At 39.1% G+C, this 16,410-nt stretch carries 11 protein-coding genes; 5 read left to right on the top strand and 6 right to left on the bottom strand.

All coding sequences use genetic code 11. The annotated features are described in order from the left end of the window. Positions 1-172: 172 nt before the first annotated feature. On the bottom strand, positions 173-1,336 hold the full coding sequence (locus H5201_RS03520; RefSeq protein WP_145235291.1) for a DcaP family trimeric outer membrane transporter: 1,164 nt from the start codon (positions 1,334-1,336) through the stop codon (positions 173-175). 307 nt (positions 1,337-1,643) lie between these two features. Between H5201_RS03520 and acs the strand changes: the two genes are divergently transcribed. Together acs and H5201_RS03510 are read left to right on the top strand one after the other, a co-directional pair. After that, the gene (gene acs, locus H5201_RS03515) at positions 1,644-3,584 is read left to right on the top strand and encodes an acetate--CoA ligase (RefSeq protein WP_182783735.1); all 1,941 of its coding nucleotides are present in this window, start codon (positions 1,644-1,646) and stop codon (positions 3,582-3,584) included. A gap of 97 nt (positions 3,585-3,681) precedes the next feature. Continuing rightward, on the top strand, positions 3,682-4,335 hold the full coding sequence (locus tag H5201_RS03510; RefSeq protein ID WP_145235295.1) for a response regulator transcription factor: 654 nt from the start codon (positions 3,682-3,684) through the stop codon (positions 4,333-4,335). Positions 4,336-4,411: 76 nt separating this feature from the next. Here H5201_RS03510 and purU read toward each other — a convergent pair whose 3' ends face one another. After that, positions 4,412-5,242, bottom strand: coding sequence for a formyltetrahydrofolate deformylase (gene purU / locus H5201_RS03505; RefSeq protein ID WP_182783733.1), 831 nt, complete (start codon positions 5,240-5,242; stop codon positions 4,412-4,414). A gap of 229 nt (positions 5,243-5,471) precedes the next feature. Between purU and H5201_RS03500 the strand changes: the two genes are divergently transcribed. The 3 genes from H5201_RS03500 (at position 5,472) to H5201_RS22945 (ending at position 10,347) form a co-directional block, all read left to right on the top strand. Then, on the top strand, positions 5,472-8,369 hold the full coding sequence (locus tag H5201_RS03500; protein WP_182783731.1) for a PKD domain-containing protein: 2,898 nt from the start codon (positions 5,472-5,474) through the stop codon (positions 8,367-8,369). 207 nt (positions 8,370-8,576) lie between these two features. Beyond that, positions 8,577-8,846, top strand: a complete 270-nt coding sequence (locus tag H5201_RS03495) for a hypothetical protein (RefSeq protein WP_182783729.1) — start codon at positions 8,577-8,579, stop codon at positions 8,844-8,846. Between the two features lie 148 nt (positions 8,847-8,994). Continuing rightward, the gene (locus H5201_RS22945) at positions 8,995-10,347 is read left to right on the top strand and encodes a PQQ-binding-like beta-propeller repeat protein (RefSeq protein ID WP_220496034.1); all 1,353 of its coding nucleotides are present in this window, start codon (positions 8,995-8,997) and stop codon (positions 10,345-10,347) included. A 47-nt stretch (positions 10,348-10,394) separates the two neighbouring features. Here H5201_RS22945 and H5201_RS03485 read toward each other — a convergent pair whose 3' ends face one another. From H5201_RS03485 to H5201_RS03470, 4 genes are all read right to left on the bottom strand, one after another. Beyond that, positions 10,395-13,619, bottom strand: coding sequence for a serine/threonine-protein kinase (locus tag H5201_RS03485; RefSeq protein ID WP_182783728.1), 3,225 nt, complete (start codon positions 13,617-13,619; stop codon positions 10,395-10,397). 8 nt (positions 13,620-13,627) lie between these two features. After that, positions 13,628-14,197: a sigma-70 family RNA polymerase sigma factor gene (locus H5201_RS03480; RefSeq protein ID WP_145235307.1), complete on the bottom strand. Its 570-nt coding sequence runs from the start codon at positions 14,195-14,197 to the stop codon at positions 13,628-13,630. A 68-nt stretch (positions 14,198-14,265) separates the two neighbouring features. Continuing rightward, positions 14,266-15,291, bottom strand: coding sequence for an AraC family transcriptional regulator (locus H5201_RS23435; protein ID WP_182783726.1), 1,026 nt, complete (start codon positions 15,289-15,291; stop codon positions 14,266-14,268). Further along, the gene (locus H5201_RS03470; protein WP_182731521.1) at positions 15,288-16,208 is read right to left on the bottom strand and encodes a GGDEF domain-containing protein; all 921 of its coding nucleotides are present in this window, start codon (positions 16,206-16,208) and stop codon (positions 15,288-15,290) included. Before H5201_RS03470 ends, H5201_RS23435 begins: the two co-directional genes overlap by 4 nt. Between the last annotated feature and the right edge of the window lie 202 nt (positions 16,209-16,410).

Raw genomic sequence — 16,410 nt, 5'->3', positions numbered from 1 at the left:
CGCACTTAACATTAAAAAAGCCGCTAAATAATATTTAGCGGCTTTTTTGTATTTGTAACAGCCAATACCTTAAGCCAATTGGGTGTAGATAATTTAACTTTGATAAGGTATATCACAGGCATAAAAAAGCGGCCAAAGCCGCTTAAGGAAGTAATATAATTTTAGTTTTAGCTTAGAACGCGTATTTAACTGAGAACTGCAGGCGATCTAAATCACCATCAACGCCACTTTCTGTTTCACGTTCTGCATGCTTTAACTCAGCACCAAACGTTAAACGTTTAACTGGTGAGTATAAAATATTAGCGCTATAGCTTTGGCTAGATTCAGTTGGGTCACCGGTAATCGTAAGCAAATCAGTGTTATTGTCTGCTGAGAAGAACGAGTAAAGGAATGTTGAGCGCCATTGGTTATTCCAATTGTGCTGGTAAGCGATAAACCCTGATGTAGAGTCAATTGCATCTAGCTCATCACCATTAAGCACTGCACCATGCGCAACATTTAAGCCAACGTAACGACCTAAGCCTTTACCTTGGGTAAGCATAAATTTAACGTTGTCTTGGCCAACTTTAAACATACCTGATGCACTAATACCAATTGATGTTTCATCAGCGTCAAGGCCGCCCACTTTATAAGTAAGTTGACGAGCAAGCGCTGCAACCACTAAGTTACCCCAATCAGCAGTATGTGTGTAACGTGCTGTGAAATCCGGTAATGATGCATCATCGGTTACAGCCATACCATTTGAAGTTGTAATTGTACTTTCAGGGTTTTCTAACGAGAAAGACCATGCGCCAGTTGTGTATTTAACTTGTGCTTGGCGAACAAATACCGTGCCTTCAGCTGGACCTACAAAATCAAGAGTTTCAGGCAGTGCACCAACATTTTGGAAGTTTGACCATGTTTGACCAAATAACCAGCCGTCGTAAGAAATAAATGCGTGGCGAATACGTGGCGCGTATGAGTTAGATACGCGCTCATTACCGCCAGCAGCAGATGCTAAAAAGTCTATTTCGATTTTACTACTTATGGTTTTGCCGTTGTCTAGGAGTGTTGATGTGCCAAAATTAAAACGAGACTGACGTGCGTGCATATCAAATACAGCATCAGAGTTGTTGTCGGCACCGACTGTTAATGTACTTGGTACATAAAAGTCACGCCCTACATTTGTTCCTGCAGGCGCGCCAGCTGAATAATCACTCCACATTGCATCGAGTTTTATATAACCGCCATAAGTCACATCAGTGCCACCGATGGTTGCGGCTTGTGCTGTAGCTGAAAGCGCGCACAATACGGCTGTGGCAGTAAGTGTTTTTAATACTGTTGATTTTGTTGTCATAGTCAAAGTCCTATTCGGGGCTGCTTGTTGCATTATTATACTTGTGTTGTGATACCACTTTTGATTAAGTATGCTTTTTACTCAATTACCTATTGGTCTATTAGACTAAGGTGGCAAGCTTGCCATCTCAGTATAAACATATCATTAACATTTTGTATTGATAGCGTAAAATGATGAAATTTTAAAACAATTTGAGCGTACAGTGAAATAAATCAAAGATAATACAACTAAGGTCTAATACTTTCGCCCGCTATGCTGGGTGATCCTTAAGATAGGCCTTAGGCAAGTAATTAAAATGGAGACGACTATGTCACAAAGTATCTATCCAGTTCCTGCACATATCAAGAATGCAGCCTTAGTTGATAACGATAAATATAATACACTTTACAAGCAATCTATTGATGATCCAGAAGGTTTTTGGGCAGAGCACGGTAAACGTCTCGATTGGTCAACACCTTTTACTAAAGTAAAAAACACCTCGTTTGATAAAGGCCATATCAGTATTAAATGGTATGAAGATGGTGAGCTTAATGCTTCGTATAACTGTATTGACCGCCATCTGGCAACTAAAGCAGATAAAACGGCATTGATCTGGGAAGGCGACGATCCTTCGCAAAGTGAACATATTTCTTATCAACAGCTGCATGACGAAGTGGCAAAATTTGCCAACGGTTTGAAAAAACTCGGTGTTAAAAAAGGCGATCGTATTGCTATTTACATGCCTATGTCACCGCAAGCTGTTTATGCAATGCAAGCATGTGCGCGTTTAGGTGCAATTCACTCGGTAGTCTTTGGTGGTTTCTCACCATCAGCAATTGCTGATCGTATTAAAGATTCTGGTGCTAAAATTGTTATTACTTCTGATGAAGGGCGTCGTGCAGGCAATACAGTGCCGCTGAAAGCAAATGTTGATGAAGCCGTTGCACAACAGTCGGTCACTACCATCGAACACGTTGTTGTACATCAGTTAACGGGTGGCGAGGTACAATGGCATGAACATGATGTATGGTGGCATGATTTAGTTGCTGATCAAGCCCCAGACTGTGCACCAGAACCGATGAATGCAGAAGATCCACTCTTTATTCTTTACACTTCAGGTTCAACAGGTCAGCCTAAAGGGGTGGTTCATACGACTGGTGGTTATTTAGTATATGCATCGATGACTCACGAATATGTATTTGATCTAAAAGAAGATGATATCTTTTGGTGTAGCGCCGATGTGGGCTGGATCACAGGTCACAGTTACATTGCTTACGGCCCATTAGTTAATGGTTGTACGCAAGTCTTATTTGAAGGTGTACCCACTTACCCAACCGCAGGACGTATGGGTGAAGTAGTCGATAAGCATAATGTTACAATTTTATACACAGCGCCAACGGCAATTCGTGCACTGATGGCCAAAGGCGATGAACCAACAGCGACTTCAAACCGCGATAGCCTACGTATTTTGGGCTCGGTGGGTGAGCCAATCAACCCAGAAGCATGGACTTGGTATTACGAAAACATGGGTAAAAGTAACTGCCCAATTGTTGATACTTGGTGGCAAACTGAAACTGGTGGCATCATGATCACACCTTTACCAGGTGCAATTGATATGAAACCTGGTTCTGCAACCCGTCCATTCTTTGGTATTGCGCCAGCATTATTTGATGCTGAAGGTAATGCTCTGGAAGGCGCAGTTGATGGTAACTTAGTTATTCTTGATAGCTGGCCATCACAAGCTCGTACAGTTTACGGCGATCATGAACGTTTTGAACAAACTTACTTCTCAGCTTATCCGGGTGTATACTTTACTGGAGACGGTTGTCGTCGTGATGAAGATGGTTACTACTGGATCACCGGCCGTGTTGATGACGTATTAAACGTATCAGGACATCGCTTAGGTACTGCCGAGATTGAAAGTGCACTGGTTGCTCACCCTGCGGTTGCCGAAGCTGCTGTAGTAGGTTACCCGCACGATATTAAAGGCCAAGGTATTTATGTTTACCTAACGCCAAACGAAGGTATAACGGTCAGTGACGAATTAACCAAAGAAGTTCGTAACTGGGTTCGTAAAGAGCTTAGCCCAATTGCATCGCCAGATATGATCCAATGGTCACCAGGTTTACCTAAAACCCGCTCAGGTAAGATCATGCGTCGTATTTTACGTAAGATCGCTGCAAATGAGCACGAGCAATTAGGTGATACCTCAACACTTGCAGACCCTGGTGTGGTTGATGAATTAATCGAGAACCGATTAAATCGTTAAATATGCGTTAAAAACTTGATTAGAAGTTGATTCTAAACGTAGTATATCGGCTGTCAGCTATTTGATAGATGGCAGCCGAATTCATTAGGAGTGAACCATGAGTCAGTTTTTAATAGCGGATGACCACCCGTTATTTCGCGAAGCACTAAAAGGGGCATTAACGGCAAAGTTTGATGGTTTAGAGGTTTTTGAATCTGAAAATTTTGAAACTACATTGCAAGTGCTTAGTGAACAAGAAGATTTAGATATCTTACTACTAGACCTACATATGCCCGGCAGTGGCGATTTATATGGCCTAATTCGCATTCGTGAAGATTATCCAAGCTTGCCAATTGCTGTTGTCTCTGGCAGTGAAGATATCAATATTGTTTCAAAAGTTATGAGCTACGGGGCGATGGGATTCATTCCTAAGTCATCATCATCAGATGATATTGCCGGAGCAATTAATCAAATACTCGATGGCGATGTATGGCTACCACCTGAGCTTAAAGACAAAGTAGCGAGCGTTACCAATGAAGATAAAGAAATCGCCGCTCAAGTAGCCTCCCTTACCCCACAGCAATATAAAGTGCTGCAGTACTTGCACGAAGGTTTGTTGAATAAACAGATCGCTTATGAACTACATATTTCAGAAGCGACGATCAAAGCGCACATCACCGCGATATTCCGTAAGCTTGGCGTGTATAACCGTACGCAAGCGGTGTTAATAGCTGCAAAATTACAACTCGAACCCATCGAGCAAACACACTAAGTACAGTATAAAAGTAGTCAATAATAAAAAAAATAAAGAGGCGTTGAGCCTCTTCATTCTACTCTATTTCTAGAACCTAGCTAAATACGACGGTTCGATTACCATTAATAAATAGCTTATGTTCTGATGCTAATTGCAGTGCTTTACAAAACACTGTTTTCTCTACATCTTTGCCCATTTTAGCCATCATTTCAGCGGTGTTTGCATGGTTTACATGGGTGACGTCTTGCATAATAATCGGCCCTTCATCAAGCTCATTATTAACAAAATGCGCCGTCGCACCAATGATCTTCACACCCCGTTCAAATGCCTGATGATACGGTTTTGCACCGATAAAAGCAGGTAAAAATGAATGATGAATATTGATAATTTTACCGTCAAAACGGCCTACAAATTCAGGGCTTAAAATCCGCATATATTTGGCAAGGCCAATGATATCGGGATTGTAGCTGGCAATTAAGTCACCCACTTGCAGGTCGTGTTCAGCGCGTGATAACCCTTCATGGCTGACCACATGAAACGGCACATCAAAGCCCTTCGCCAATGGCGCTAAGTCAGGGTAATTAGCAATCACAGCCAATACTTCAATATTCAGTGCTTGCTCAAATTGCTTTAGCAATACGCCCCCTAAGCAGTGGGCTTCTTTAGTCGCTAGTAACACCACTTTAGTTTTCTCGTCAGTGTGCAGTGCTAATTGCGCGCCATCGGGTAACAAAGCTTGTAATTGATTTAAAAAATCTGGATGTGGTTGGCCCGTTAGTTCAGTGCGCATAAAAAAGCGCTGAGCATCTTTATCTACAAATTCATTATTGCGGGTAATATTTAAATTATGCTGATGACAAAGCCCGGTGATTTTCGCTATTAAGCCGACATCATCGGCACATTGCGTGGTTAGTATCGTGTTCATTTTTCCTCATTCTAATCCCGTGAACAGTGGCTCCATTATTTGTTAATTTGTCACAATAGCAAGGGCTTTATTGAGAAATTCAGTATTACCTAAATTGCTATAAGTGGAAAATAAAAAAATATTTTAATTTTGTGAGAAATTATTATACAGATTTCGTTATGGGTTATTTATTGTTCATTATCTTATTATCGTCAGGTAGACAAAATATAACAACGAAAGGGATAATTTTATGAATCTAATTAAATCAATGCTTGCGGCATCTATTTCGCTGGCTTTATTGTCTGGCTGTGAATCTGATTTTGTTGATCACCCTGATGAGCCTATAAATACCGCACCAGTTATTAGCGTAAGCGATACAGCAGTAGTTGAAAAACAAGCTATTTCAATCAGTGCCACAGTGCAAGATGAAGGCCCCGTTACTTATCTTTGGAGCCAAAATGCAGGGTTGTCAGTTGCATTAGAGAACACCAATACAGGGACTGTTAGCTTTATTGCGCCAAGTGTTAGCGAAGATAAAAAAATATCTTTAAATTTAACTGTTACAGACAGTGAAGGTTTAACGAGTGAAAAAAATGTTGTAGTTGATATTCAACAGCAGCTGGTTAAATTATCACTGGAAGGCATAGCAACAGATTCCCCCTTAATTGACGCGGCTATAAAAGCCAAAATAGGATCGCAAGAGTTCACGACAACGACAAATAGCGATGGTTATTATAGCTTAGAGTTAGCACTTGACGATGATGCTGATATGAGTCAATTGGTGACAATTGAAGTACAGGGTAAAGAGCAACAACAAGCCGCTTTGTTGCAGTCACGACTAATGAGCTTTGCAAGCTTAAAAACGAAAGCGGGCGATGACGCTGTACTTACTAATGACGAAGACTTTTCGGTAAATATTACTAATCTAACCACAGCAAAGTCGGCGCTTTTGGCGCGAGAAAATTTATTCGTAGACATTAAAAGCGAGCAAGACTTGAAACGCTTGTCGAATGAGATTAGTGCTGATGAGCTCGTTAAGGTTGCTACGACTATAAAAGTTATTTTGGACAAATCAACGAGCAATGAATTATTTGCTTTACCCGAGGGAGTAAATAATGTTTTAGAGCTGGCTTTAGATAATGAAAAAATGACTCAGTATATTAAAAAAGTGGAGCAAACGCCCGAGTTTAGCCAGGCCCAAGAAGAAATGCTAGCTGATGAGAAGGTTGTTCAGTCTACAAAGACTAATAACATTAAAACTTTTTACTATAATCGTGGCAATTTATCTATTAATCAAGTTATTGAATTAGATAACGACGGCACTGGTCGTTACCTTCTTCAAAATTATGATGGTCGCTTCGACTGGATATATCAAAACGATGTGTATACCTTAAATAATCCTGAAGGTTTTTATGCTTATCAGACTACTGCTGATATTGAAATTGGTGGTGAAACAAAGCGGGTTCGCCAAGAGGTTACTACTTATAAAGCAGAGCTAAAGTTAATTGCGGCAACTGAAAATGGTTTTTTAGTCAAAGAAACTGAGTATAAAAATGTAGAGTACCCAGATGGTGAGTTAGAAAATTATCAACTCACTAACGAGTCTATCCTTAAAGTATTCACTCAAAATGAGCAAGTTGATTTTACCTTCGCGCAAACTCAAAACCCTATTGCATTGCCTGCACCGCATATTTTCGTTGATCAAGTATCTCTTGGTGCGATTACGTTAATGTTAAATGACGATGGAACAGGTGCTGTTTCAGAGCTTGGAAATACGCCTATTACTTGGCGAATGATAGAAGATAATAACAAACAGTCATTACATATCACACTGAGTGATTACGATAATGAAACAATACTATTTAGGCAATTAACAAGTGATGGTGATATTGCAACGTTTGCTGCATTTAGTGAATTTGACGGAATTAAAAATGCGAGTGTAGGTACTGGCAGCATTATCGACGAATCAGAGACATTCAATATTGCAACAATCCCTGGAATATATAGCTACAACTTTGATGGTAAGAGTTTAGATGAGTTTTGGTTTGAGCTTTGGCCTGATGGCAAAGCTATTTCGATGAGTGTGTACGACAGCAATGAGGATGGGCAATTATCAGTTGCTGAAAGTCGAATTTATGCTGGTAACTGGCATCTTGATGATGACATTCTTACAATAACGCGAAACCTAAATGGACGAGATGATTGTTACTACGTTGAGCAAGATCCTAATTGCTGGTTGTGGAATACTCGGCAATGGAAGCTAATTGAACAGATCGAAGATACTATTTATGTAAATAACATGCATCAATTTACCTATAGCCAAGGTGAGGAACCAAGAGAGAAAACGTTCGATAATCGCAAGTTTAATCGAGCAACTGAGCGGCCTATTTCGTCTCCACTACCTGATGAAATTTTACAACAGATAGGCTATCAGCCCCCTGTTTCTTTGACTGGCCTAATTAGCCCTAATAACTACTTGGGTAAGCGTTTGTATTTTACAGATCATGATTATAAAGTGGAAGGCGAGCTTGGTTATTTTCAATTTGATGACAATAACTCATTTCAATATTATCAAGATAACAACCTATCAACAGGGACTTACCAGATATTTTCTGATAATCAATTAATATTACGCGATGGTTCATCATTAATGTATGGGGCTAATTATAGTTTATTAATTGGCTCGAGTAATGTGGTAATTGCTACTTTTGAAGAGCATATTTGGCCGCATTTTACTAGCGAAAACGATGCCAAAGAATACATGAGTATTGTTGCCGACAATAAACCAGTAAGTAACGTCGAACATTTAATCGGGCGCGATATATATATGGTCGACCGAGATCGAGATGATCAGTGGGTGGTTAGTTATTTGAAGTTTGATGAAGATAAAATCACAATTTATAGTGATGAAAGTTTCACAACCATTAATACAGAGCTTGATTACAGTGTTGATGACACAGGCATGATTAGCTTCCCGGATGATCAAAATACAATGTACTTATCGTTAGTGACTGATGAGTTTAATATTATTATTACTAATGATGTAGGAAATAGCAGTAAAGATTTTAACTATTTCTTATTTGATCAGCAAAAAGCAAAAGATTTTGTTAACAACACAAATGCATTAAGAGAAAGCGCACAGCGTTAACTCCACTTACAATCTTTTAGTTTTAACAAAAATAAAGCGCGATAATTTTTATCGCGCTTTTATTCGTTTTAGTGGCCTGCAAAATTACCGTCGCAGAGATTTTATATCACGTAAAATGTGTAAATGTTAGGTTATAAGGCCGACGCGGGGTAAACCCTTAAAAGAACGGGGGTAAACCCGCTGTTATGGTGTTGTATGGAGGTGATTGTGGCTCGTTTAATTTTTTGTTGTTTGATGGTTGGTGTTTTACCAGGGTGCGCGATGAGTGACCCATCTGCAGAGATTGATAAAAATCAGTATGTATATCCTTATAAATGTACACATAAAGGAGAGGTTGAATATCATTCAATCACGGCACGTGAGCCTTTAAGTAAAGCGTTTTTAGCTAAAATGCAAAATGCATTGCACGAGGGCTTTGAGCTAGATCCTAATAGTTGCGTGCCTGTAGAGGCAATACCAGACGCTAAGAATAAGTAATTCGTCTCAACGATTTAGTAACGCCATTAAGACAGATAAAAATATTTTAAATTTATGAGAAAAATTTAACTGCTATTCGTGTCTGTCATTGTTGTGATTTCTTCGTAAAATTTATTTAGCTATAAATAATAACTATCTAAGGAATTACATGAAGTTACAGTTTGAATCACCTAAAGTTAAAACATCAATTTTATTCACGTTCAGTCTTCTTCTATCTGCTTGTGGAGGTGGTAGCGATGACTCACAAACTACAAAATCTGATGCAGATAAACAGCCAGATAAAGTAGAAGCGTCGCGCTTAGTGTGGGAAAAATTATTACCAACAACAAGCTTTGCTTATTACTCGTCACCGGCACTTAGTGCTGATGAGCAAACAATTTATATAGGCACAGCTAAGAATGTACGCAATGACCCCGCAGGCAGTGATTTGATGGTAGCTTATAACCGCAATGGCAGTGAAAAGTGGCGTTACACTTTGCCTAATGGTGAAGAAGTGCGTTCAAGCCCTGTTGTACATAATGAAAATATTTATTTCACTGTTGATAAGCGAGTAGGTGAGTTTGAAAAAGCATATCGCGATTTAGTAGCTCTAAATAGTAGCGGCGAGCAAATGTGGCGTCAACGCGTATCTGATTATGGCTTTCAAACAGGTTCTGGTTTAACCAAGGTTGCGGCTTTTGAAGGCCAAGTTATATATACCGGTTTAGATATCCGCGCTTTTAATGCGCAAACGGGTGAGAGCTTGTTTGAGCGTTTATGTAACTGTGTAGAGCGACAAGACCGATTTGTAAATGGAGCGGTAAATCACAATGGAGAATTGGTATTTTATGATGAAGGGCGCGTACTTAAGCTTGATTTAAATAGTTATGAGTTAGTTGGCGAATTCAAAGATATAGACACCTTTGAAGGTGACTTGGTTTACTCTACTCCAGCTATTGATTCTAACAATAATATTTACTTTGGGTCTGAAGCCGGAGTTTTATACAGCTTTGATGATAATTTGGATCTTCGTTGGCAGTTTGAGTTAACAAACCCGCAGGTGTTCGAGGCGCCATACATTCGCTCATCGGTAGCGATAGATGAGTCGCGTAGTACGATTTATTTTGGTACAAAAAATAATGATGATAGTGAGTTTTACGCACTCGATATCAATGATAAAAGTATAAAATGGCAAGTGGCAATTACCGGTGATGTTTATGTGTCTCCTACCATTGGCGATAATGGTAATGTGTACTTTTCTTCAGAAAGTAATTTACTTTATACATATAAACCAGATGGCACGCTTGCATGGCAATATGATTTAAAAGCAAATGTAACTTGGTCTTCTCCAGCTATCGATAGTCAGGGGGTTTTATACATAGGTACTTTATCTGAAAGTAATGTATCGGCCGCAAGTGCAACAGGTAAGCTTGTGGCTATTCAAACCGACAGCACAGGTTTAATGCCTAATACTTGGTCTAAAATTCACCGGGATAATCAAAATAGTGGCGTGGTTAAGTAAAGTTAAAGTAAAGCAGTCGCACTAGTGTGCGATTGCTTTAACTAAAATTACAACGGGTTTACCACTGAGAACCGTTTATCAGAAACACTCCAGTAACCCAGATCAGAGACGATTAAAATTTTATAATTGTTACCTCGGCCATTAAAGAGTGCAGGGTCTAAGTTAAACTCTCCTGTATTTGGCAGTTCTTCAGCGAACTGGTACCAGCGCCTATTATTCACGATATTTAAATCCACTTGTTGCTTATCGCCAATTCCGCGAGAGTCATCATGCAGAACATACATAGCAACGGTTTGTCCGTAGAGTTTATTGGCGTTCCAGGTTATCGTTTTTTGCTGACCTACAGGGTAAATATCAAGGGCTTTAGGTGTGATAATAGTTGTAACCAATTTGTCTTTTAGTAAAAAGTGCTCTAAACCGTTATCAACAGTTTTACCTGAAGCAATACTAAAGAAACCATCAGATAGGCTCCAATAGCCTAAATCGCTGATGAGCATAAGTTTAAAGCGATTTGTGCCATTGGCCATAAAATGATAAGGGTCAATTTGGGCTGTTCCCGTGTTTTTTAAATTAGTTGCCGCTGGGTGCCAATCAATTTTCTTCAAATTATTAAAATCATCAAAGCTGTTAACTTTATAGTTGACGGTATGATTGACTAATACACTTATCGTATTGCCAATTAATCGTTTGCTATCCCATTCAATCGTAAATTCAGAGCCTATTTTTAGTTGGCTTGCATGTTTAGGGGCCGTGATCGAGCTAACTCGCTTTGTTTCACTTATCGCGTTGATATCTCTGGCAGGGCTAAATTGGTTCTTTGTGGAGTGTGATATATGGTTTTGCTTTTCGAGTTGTGCTAACCACTGTGTGTGTGGATTATTGTTTAGCTTATTAATAGTCGCTATTAATTCAAATGCCAAGGGAGAGTTTGATTTAGCATAAACAATGAGCTGCTGCATTTGCTGTGAAGTTAAAGTATTAAACATATTTGTTTTTATCACAAGCTCTAACCATTGAACTTGCTGTTGCTTGCTTAGTTGTGTTAGGTCAATATCAAATAATGCTGTTTTATTCAGTGTATTTTGTTCATATTGCGCCGTGTATTTTGCTAAGGTGATATCGTAATATTGGCTTGATTGTTGTGTACCATTGGCAAGCCATAGCTCTGCATTCTTTAAGGTTTGTGAGTACTTACGCAAACTTAAACCTAGCATGGTACTTTCATAACGCCCCTTCATGCATTTTTGATCACTTGTCGAACAATGTAGTAGCTGTTTATTTAAAAAGTTATTTGCTTGCAAATAATCACGTTCTTTTAGGTAATATTGATATTGCTCATATAGTACAGTACTAAGTTCATGTTCAAAGTTTGGGAGTAGCTGTTGATAGATAAACATGGCTTTATTCAGGGCTTGTTCTTGCGCAAGTTGTGCACCTGCTTGAGCATATAAATTTGCCGCAAAATGGTTTAATTTTGCGAGCTCACAATGTAGTGGGTGGTAGTTATTCGCAGCATTTTTTAATGTTGAGTCTAGTAACTTAATTGCTTGGTCTATTTGATTATCTTCTATCAGTAGGCTGCTTTTCATTAACGATTGCCATGCTTTTTGCGAGGCAGACGTTGCTGTCGTATTTTCATTCTCGAGAATTAATTGACGGCTGAGTATAGGGTGATTATCACGATGAGTAAAAATATGTATTAATAATTCCAGTTTTAGTTCGGATGCATCGCTATTTTGAAAAGCTATTTTGATCTGCTTTATGTCACCAGCTAAATAGCTATCTTTAGTAAGCCAACCAAGCAATTTAATGTTGCTGTTTTGAGGGTTTTGCTGCGATAGTTTTTGCCAAAGAATTCGTGCTTTTTGTTGTTGATTTAATTTAATTAAACTTTTAATTTTTAATATTTGCATGTCAATCGAACTATCGCACAACGCCAATATATCTAAAGCTGCTGTAAAATTTCCATGCAAGTATAAGCTTTGGGCAACGGTTAAGAGTACGCTTTGTTGGTTTTTTGGGCTTAATTGACTCTGCATTACTTGTTCAACACCAGCAAGTAACAAGGCCGATACCGACAGTTTTGCACCTTGCGGCGCTAGCGGTGTGCTGCTAATTAGTAAGTTTTGATAAAAGTTGAGCAGTTCATACTGTTGCTTTACGGCTTGCTTTTGTTTATCTTGATAAAGAAATAAGCTAATACAGGCGACACCCAAAAAAGCGATAGTTGAGGTTATTAGAGCAGCAGTAAGAGGGGAGCGTCTTATAAACTTACCTAATATATATGTTTTTGAGTGTTTAAACCAAAGTAATGGACGATGCGCCAGATAAGCGGCGATATTTTGTTTTAATGTATCTGCTGATGCAAAGCGTTGCTGTGGTAGTGGCGCCAGTGATTTATTGATGATTTCTTGAAGCTCTGTACTAATAGGTTGTATAAGTAGTTTTTCTAAAATACGCCCAAGGCTATAGATATCAGCTTGGGTTGTTAAGCTTTCACCAGCCAGTTGCTCTGGGCTTGCAAACTCGTGACTAAGCGCTTTTATATATGCGTTATGTAATGGTATTTCATGATTCATGGAACTGGAACGCGCAACCCCAAAATCAACAAGTTTAGGTTCACCATTGTTATCTACTAGGATATTTGAAGGCTTTAAATCTGCATGGATCACCCTATTTTGGTGAGCATACTCAACGGCATCACATACTTTTTGAAATACCTCTAACCTTGCTTTTTGCGAAAGGTTTTTTGCGTAGTTAATTAATGTATCACCGGCTATATATTGAATGATGATGTAAGTGCCAATACTGCATTTACCGACATCTAATACGCTAGCTATATTGGGATGTGATAATTTGGCAAGATATTGCGCTTCTTGTAAAACATGTTTTTGTCCATGTAATTGTACAATGGATGGATAAAATAACTTAATCGCTACCTTTTGATTTAACTGGCCATCATTTCTAGTCGCCAAGTAAACTGCACCCATTCCCCCATAGCCAATTAATTGCTCTAACCTAAAGTGACTTATTTCGCCGCCTTGCAGTTGTAAAAGCTGATGATCATTAGTAAGTAAATTTAATTGGCCATGTAATAAGTCATTAAACAATGAGCTTTGATCATTACTTGTATGTGCATTTATTAATTGCTTCACTTCAATGATGAATTGTTCATCAGATAGTTGTAATTGCAGCAATCCTGAGGTTAAGTTGTTGGCATGGTGTGTAAGTAAGTGTTCAAAACACGAAAGCGCGTCTTTAAATTGATTCATTAATTATCTTAATTTGTTTGAATACGCACTTTTATAAACGCTTTAGCAGCATCTAATTCGCGATAAATAGTAGCAAGTGAGACCTTGAATTGTTTAGCTAGCACTTTAGTATCTAGGCCCAAAAAGTAATGTTGAGAGAATATTTGAGCTTTTTGCGGATGATTTTTTTCTAGATGATTTAGGGCGCTATCTAATGCTAAAAAATCCTCTTGGTGTTTTAGTTGATCGTTTTGTTGCTGGATTTTTTCTGCGTTAGGAGTGCGTTTGAGAGTTTGAAACTTGCGAATTTCATCGCGTAAAATATTACGGATAAATACACTTAAATAAGTATTAAATTGTGTTTGGTGATTAATGCTTTGTTGTGGCGGGATTAATTCAATAAGTGACTGATGTAGTAGCGATCCAGTATGCGGTAAGTGCTGCAATACATAGGTTGAATCGATTTCATTACGGTAACCTTCTAAATGTACATGACAAACTTGTTTCAGGTGGTAGTAAAGCCGAGCTTTAAGTTCATCAGCACTTTGCGGGCAACCATTTTGCCAGCCATTGATTAGATCTTCTAATGATGCCTGCATCGATCTTCCTTATTTCGATATTTCAATTAATAAGGTACATTTGCGGGACTTTAATTACAAGTGTTAACTTAATGTTCGTTAATCAATTCTCTCAGCTGTGAGGGAGTCGTCCCAGTCCAGCGTTTAAATGCGCGGCGAAAGTTAGTTAAGTCGCTAAAGTTAAGTTCGCCTGCTAGGGTTTCGTTACTTTGCGCTAAAGTGGCGATATTAAACACCGCGGTTTGGCGATTGATACAATCTTGCAAGGCGCTAAAACGAGTATGATGTTGTTTTAGTTTTCGCTTAAAAGTGGCGGGGCTCATAGCGAAATGCTGGGCAACTGTTTCGAGGTTTTGTTGTGGTTGAGCGCCAATATGATTGCGCACTAATTGCAGCCAAGATGCCGCAGGTAAAGGGTGCTGCTTTATGGTTGCTAATGATTGCTGCAGCAGGCTCGGACAGCTATCTATTAAGTGTTTGTTATAAAGTTCATCACTAATACTGACCATAAATAATTGTTGTGAAAACTTGCAGTTGGCTTGTAGGTTAGTTTGATATTGCTCTATGTGTGAGGGCTGCGCATAGGGAAACGAAAAACATAAATCACTGTTATTACCTATTCGCCATTTACATGTTGCAGCGATAAAACTGGCAAATAATTCGCAGCAAAATTGTTCTACGGCTGCATTTATTGCCCCGAAGCTGAGGTTGATAATGAAGTAATGTCGGCCTTGATGGTATTTATGTTCGGCATTAAATAAGTTAAAGCCATGCAAAGGAGTGCGTGTGAGTAGTTTTTGCAGTGTGCGTAAACTTTCTGCTTGAGAAAATGCGCTATATAACGGATTGTGATTAAGTAGTTTTCGCCCTAGTAAAAAACTGAGTTGGTGTTGATTATCAAATTGACGACAGTTTTCTTGTAATCGATAAAATTGCTCAACACTGATCGAAGCCGTTCCAGCTGCAAAATCTTGATAAAATAATCGAGTTCCTTTGAGTAACTTATCAGGGTGTACCCCTCGGTGTTTGGCTAAATCAACTAATTGCGCTGCCCATGACTGTAAACCTTGATAAGGAGAGTCGATATAACTGCTGTTACTAAGGCTTGCACTCACGCAGTATGTCCATGTAAGTTTTTGTTCGTTAGTAATTTTTGATGCAATTGACTGAGTAAACCAGAGGTCGAATCACGGTGCGTTGCGGCTACTAAACTGGTGTGTACTTTTTGTTTGTAGCTCACTGCTTTGTCGCTGCTATTAAACGAAAACGCTTCTAAAGCACTGACTAACGATACGCTTAGCTGCTCTGCGACAGCGAGTTCGGTATTGGGCAACATGACAATAAAGCAATCACTGGCGTAACGGCAGACTAAATCTTGTTCACGTACATTCAAGGTGATCACTTGAGCAAACTCTTGTAACAGCTTATCGCCTTCTGCATCACCAAATTGACGATTAAACCGATCAAACTGAGCAATATCTAACATCAGTAATGAAAATCCATGCAGGCTATGGTGGAGCAAATTTAGCTCGCGGCTGATCTGGCTTTTCATATAATCGGCGCTAGCTAGTCCGCTGATAGCATCACTGAGTTGATGCTCTCGATAAAAGCGCTCGCGATTACGTAATTGTTGATTAATGGTCATTTGCTCTTGGTGCCAATGATACAAAGCCATGGTCATTAAAATCATCCCAAATGGTGCAGGAATGGATTCAATAGTACTGAGCCATGCTTGTTCATTGCTGTAATATACAAATTCATCAATAAAATCGAGGGTCATCGATAGATTCATAATCGCAAGGCCTGAGAATAATAAGTTAGTTACTCGTCCCTTTGGCCTACTTAATAGAATAAAAAAGATCCACAGCAGGGTCATGGCAGTAATACCGCCTTCGCCACCTACATCAAACCAATCGATCTGGCTATGGCCTTTATAGTGACCGTAGCTAAGTGTCAGGGTTAATACGCTGGTTAACATCACCACTAAGATAAGCAGTAATGAGCGATGTAATTTTAAAAACGATAAATTCATTGTCAGCTCAATAGGTATATTTGATAGCCAGAATAAGCAAACAGCTTAAACACCACTAGGGTCAGATTAGCTCACAGTGATGACATATTTTTTACGTTGGCAACTTTTCAAACGGATTATTGTTGATTTTTGAATTAAAAAACCATAAAAACAGGGGGTCAAATCAGCTCATTTTGCCGTATTTAACTACTTAAAATGCCCT

It is taken from the genome of Pseudoalteromonas sp. SG43-6, assembly GCF_014164365.1.
In the GTDB taxonomy this organism is placed as follows: Bacteria; Pseudomonadota; Gammaproteobacteria; order Enterobacterales; family Alteromonadaceae; genus Pseudoalteromonas; species Pseudoalteromonas rhizosphaerae.
Note: the sequence above shows the minus strand (reverse complement) of the source record. Positions and strands in the feature narration are given on the sequence as shown.